Raw genomic sequence first — 4,553 nt, 5'->3', positions numbered from 1 at the left:
CTTTTTAAGTTCATATCTCTTTAATTTATTTGTTATAATTCTCCAAATTACATTTAATATTAAAACTGATAATGCTATGTATAAATATTTTTAGTCTTAAGTTAGCAACTTTTCAATATTTGTATAATTTTGTCTATATCTTTTTTATCTAAGCTTTCGTACAAAGGTAAACATAAAATTCTTTCAGATATACTCTCCGATTTAGTAAATTTTTCTTGGCATTTTATATAATCTAATTTATTCAAAGAAGGATAAAAATATCTTCTAGGAAATATTTCATTATAATTCATCTTGTCTACACACTTTTTTAAAGTTTGTTCATCCCGAAATACAACAGGTAAATAAGAATAATTTTCACTTGATAATATATTTTGATTTTGAAATTCTAAATAATTTATATTTTTTAATTCTTTCATATAATACTCATATATTTCTCTTCTTTTTTTTACAATATTTTTTATTTCTGGCAACATACAAAGTCCCATAGCAGCTTGAAATTCGTTCATTTTATAGTTGACTCCAAGACCTTCTATTTTTCCTCTGCCATCAAAGCCAAAATTGATAAGTTGTTTTGCTTTTTTGTACAAATCATCATCATTTATAACTATAGCCCCTCCTTCTATCGTATGGAATAGCTTAGTGCTATGAAAACTTATAGTCGAAATGTCCCCGTAATTTAATATATTTTTATTTTTATATTCCACTCCAAAACAATGAGATGCATCATATATAACTTTCAATTTATTTTTTTTTGCTATATGTTCTATCTCATCAATATTACACGCATTCCCAAATACATGTACAGGTACTATTGCAGAGGTTTTTTTATTGATTTTCTCTTCTATTTTCGATGTATCTATATTAAAACTATTTTCATCAATGTCTACAAACACAGGCTTCAAATTATCCCATACCATAGAACTAGTTGTTGCCACAAATGAAAATGGAGTAGTTATTATTTCACCTTTTAATCCAAGTAACTTGTATGCAAGATTTAATGCCATAGTTCCATTTGCTACAAGTACAATATTTTTCACTCCCAGGTATTCCTTTAATCTAACTTCCAATTCCCTTACCATTTTACCATTATTAGTAAGCCAACCTGACTGGTAAATTTCATCTATATACTGTTTATATTTTTCAATATCCGGCAAATATGTTTTTGTTACTGTTATCATAAACTACCTCTCAGTATTTTCTAATATAATAATAGGTCGTTTATAAAATTCACTATTTTTATATATCGAATATTGATCTAAATATTTATCTATAACTTTTTTATAAACTTCATTTTCTACATCATATTCTTTATTTTTTATAGATATATACTTTTTATTTTTATTTTCAGCATATGCAATGTCTACTATATTCCACCCACTATTTTCAAACAATCTTATTTGATATTTTAACATTTCATACACTTCTTCAGGACTTACTATAGGAGTTAATTTATTACCTCCATGGTTATACCCCATTTGAAAAACTAAATACTTACATTTGTTTTTTAATAATTTCAAAAAGTTTTCTGTATATACCATAAAGTTTTCTGTAGTTATATTTAAATCCTTATCGAAATCAACACCTGCATGATGTATAACATTAAAAAATATATAAATATCTCTATAATCTATATCTTTTATTTTTGATAAATCTACACCTTCTTCTATAACTTCTATGTTCTCCATATTAAAGTTTTCTTTTATTACTTTCATTAAATCACAGTGATTCCTATTTATCTCATATGCCAAAACTTTCTTATTTTTATATTCATTAGCTAGCGACAATGAAAAATATCCCGTATTTGCACCTATATCTCCTAGTGTTTTAAATTCAACTTCTGATATGAATTTTTTTACATACTCTAATCTCGTTCTATCACCTCTCCACTCTTCATTTATCTCTACTTTATAATCTATATGTTTAGATACAAAATCTGGTAAGTTTTGATAAATACTATGCTTTGATCCATCTTCATATAGTTTTTCTAATTCTCTAATATCCATCTTTTAACCTTCCTTCAACTTCATAATTGTAAATATTTATAGTGTCATATCTTTTGTATATATCGTAATTCATATAAGAGTTCATAGTTTCTATATCATGTAAATCAATTTTACAATGATATACTAGACTTCTATTTTCTCTTTCAATCTGTTTTACCCCTCCATACCAAAAATACTTAACTTCATAATCTATTGGTTCTTTTTTAAAATCAATATTAAAACCTACATCAATTAAAAAATTTTCAAATATAGGAATATTAGCATCTACAAATAGTTGCGACGGTCCCCATAATCTAGGATTAGCTTCGATCATATAATACTCGTTCTTATATTTTTTAATTTCAACCATTATTAAGCCTTCATATTTAATATCTTTAAATAAATATATGAAATCTCTACTAATTTTTTCTTCATGAATTTCAGATACCTCTGCAGATATTATTGATTTTCCTAAGTCTTGTTGAAGTATATTTTTTTGTGAAAAAGATATATACCCTCCATCCTTGTTAAAATAATATAATAAATAGTATGATTCTCCATCTACATATTCTTGTATATAAAATTCATCTTCATTAAGTATCTTCAAATTTTCCTCAAATTCTTCACGAGTTTTTATTATTATAGGTGAAAAAATATTACCACTTTGACTTATATAATTCTTAGGTTTTATAACTATAGGAAATTTATCAATGTTATCAACACCAATATTTTGGGGAGTTTTTATGTTATAATTGCTACAAATTTTCCCAAATGAATATTTATCAGATATTTTTATATATAAATCTTCATCTACAAGCGGAAGATACATACCTAGCTCATATAAATAAATCCTACTCTCCAAAAAAAATCTGTTTAAATACTCAGAACTTGGAAGAATTATAAATTTTTTTATCTCTGTATTCTTCTTCAATACTTTACTTATTTTTTCTATTAAATTTAAGTTCAAATTACTATTTTTTCTTTTATATATAACATATTTTTTGTAAATTGTATTTTCTATCATGTCATTTTTAGAGCTAACAATAAACATTGGAATTTTATACTTTTCACAAACTCTACAAAATGAAATTATAGCTCTTTGATTATATCCAGAGAATATTAAAACCCCAGTTCTATATTTACTCATAAATTACCTCTTTTTGTTCAGTTAACAACTTTTTATATACAATAAAATAATTCAACTTTAAAAATTCAATTATTTCTTCCTTATGTTTTTTATTACTACACATACTTAGCCTCCATGATATGTATGCAGTTATTGAATTAAACAACCATAAATTTAAATCAATATTTTTATCTTTTATATATTCATTTGCAGTATTTTTTAATTTTTCTAATTCTTCTATAGTATAAAAGTCATATTCATTTGGCATATTATAAGAAATACTTTGTTGGTGTATTCTATAAACTGCAACTTCTTCTTTTATAAATCCAACATCTCCTCTTAACATCATTTTAAGATGTATAAATAAATCTTTTGATTTTGTATTTTCAGTTAAAATACCCATTTCAACAGCATATTTTCTTCTAAATACAGTTGTAAGAATTCCTGTAATATGTGGTGCTGTACTGCCATAATTCATAAAGTATTCATGCCCGTTGTTTATTGTATCTATGTTAACATTAGTTTTATTTATTATTTTACCTTCATACATTAGCTTTACATTAGCAAAAACCATAGATAGATTTTCATTTTTCTCTAAAAGTTTAACTGCTTTTGATATATAGTCTTTTGATATTATAAAATCATCATGATTAAATATCATTACATATTTACCATCAACATAATTATAAAAACTATGAAGTGAGTTTATACCTGCCCCCAAATTATTTTCATGTCTTATATACCTAACTCTACTTTCATTTTTATATAATTGCATCATTTCATCTGTTCCATCAATTGAACAGTCATCAGAAACAATAATTTCTAAATTTTCATAGTCTTGCTTAAGAAAACTTTCTATAGCTTCTTTTAAATATAGTTTTTGATTGTAACTTGTTATAACTATTGATACTTTTGCTTTATTAGTATTTTGCTCATAATATTCATATCCTTGAATATACTCTATCCTAGTCTTGATTACTTCAAGCTGCGCTTTATCAAAACATATATTTATAGCTTTTTTATAAAATTTCAAAGCATTTTCACAATCATTTTTATTTTCATAAATCCAACCTATGTTATAAAACACTTCTGCATTTAACAATTGCTTATTTAAACAATCTTCCATTACCTCTTCTGCACTTTTTATGTCTTTTGATTCTTTTAAAATTTCAAACTTATTCAGATTATACTCAATATCAACTTCAAAATTATCATTATATATATTCAACAAATTTTCAGCATTATTTAAATCATTATATTTTAAATATTCCTTTATATCTTTATTAATTTGCATCCTTTTTTTAACTTTATTTTCAAGTTCTCTGGAGTAAAAATATTCATTTTTAAACTTTTCTAATAAATTAGAGTTTAAAATACAACTAAAATCTTCTTTATTTAATTTTTCAAGTAATTTAAATGCATTACTATAATCTTGCTTATAACAC

The 4,553-nt window shown here is 24.1% G+C and carries 4 protein-coding genes; all 4 read right to left on the bottom strand.

The features are described 5' to 3' along the window. Nucleotides 1–101 precede the first annotated feature (101 nt). Complete coding sequence (locus RWY47_RS06095) at nt 102–1,178, bottom strand: DegT/DnrJ/EryC1/StrS family aminotransferase (protein WP_224170393.1); 1,077 nt, start codon at nt 1,176–1,178, stop codon at nt 102–104. A 3-nt stretch (nt 1,179–1,181) separates the two neighbouring features. Beyond that, a complete protein-coding gene (locus tag RWY47_RS06090; protein ID WP_224170392.1) occupies nt 1,182–2,003 on the bottom strand; it encodes a class I SAM-dependent methyltransferase in 822 nt (273 codons plus the stop codon). After that, the gene (locus tag RWY47_RS06085; protein ID WP_224170391.1) at nt 1,993–3,129 is read right to left on the bottom strand and encodes a hypothetical protein; all 1,137 of its coding nucleotides are present in this window, start codon (nt 3,127–3,129) and stop codon (nt 1,993–1,995) included. Before RWY47_RS06085 ends, RWY47_RS06090 begins: the two co-directional genes overlap by 11 nt. Beyond that, on the bottom strand, nt 3,122–4,553 hold a 1,432-nt coding region (locus RWY47_RS06080; RefSeq protein ID WP_316030273.1), incomplete at its 5' end, for a glycosyltransferase. The genes RWY47_RS06085 and RWY47_RS06080, both read right to left, overlap by 8 nt.

The organism is Paraclostridium sp. MRS3W1 (assembly GCF_032465715.1).
Classification (GTDB): Bacteria; Bacillota; Clostridia; order Peptostreptococcales; family Peptostreptococcaceae; genus Paraclostridium; species Paraclostridium dentum.
Note: the sequence above shows the minus strand (reverse complement) of the source record. Positions and strands in the feature narration are given on the sequence as shown.

Bases quoted from the DNA above. Each gene is read 5' to 3' on its own strand.
- RWY47_RS06090 (WP_224170392.1), bottom strand. From the start codon at position 2,003: ATGGATATTAGAGAATTAGAAAAACTATATGAAGATGGATCAAAGCAT.
- RWY47_RS06095 (WP_224170393.1), bottom strand. From the start codon at position 1,178: ATGATAACAGTAACAAAAACATATTTGCCGGATATTGAAAAATATAAA.
- RWY47_RS06085 (WP_224170391.1), bottom strand. From the start codon at position 3,129: ATGAGTAAATATAGAACTGGGGTTTTAATATTCTCTGGATATAATCAA.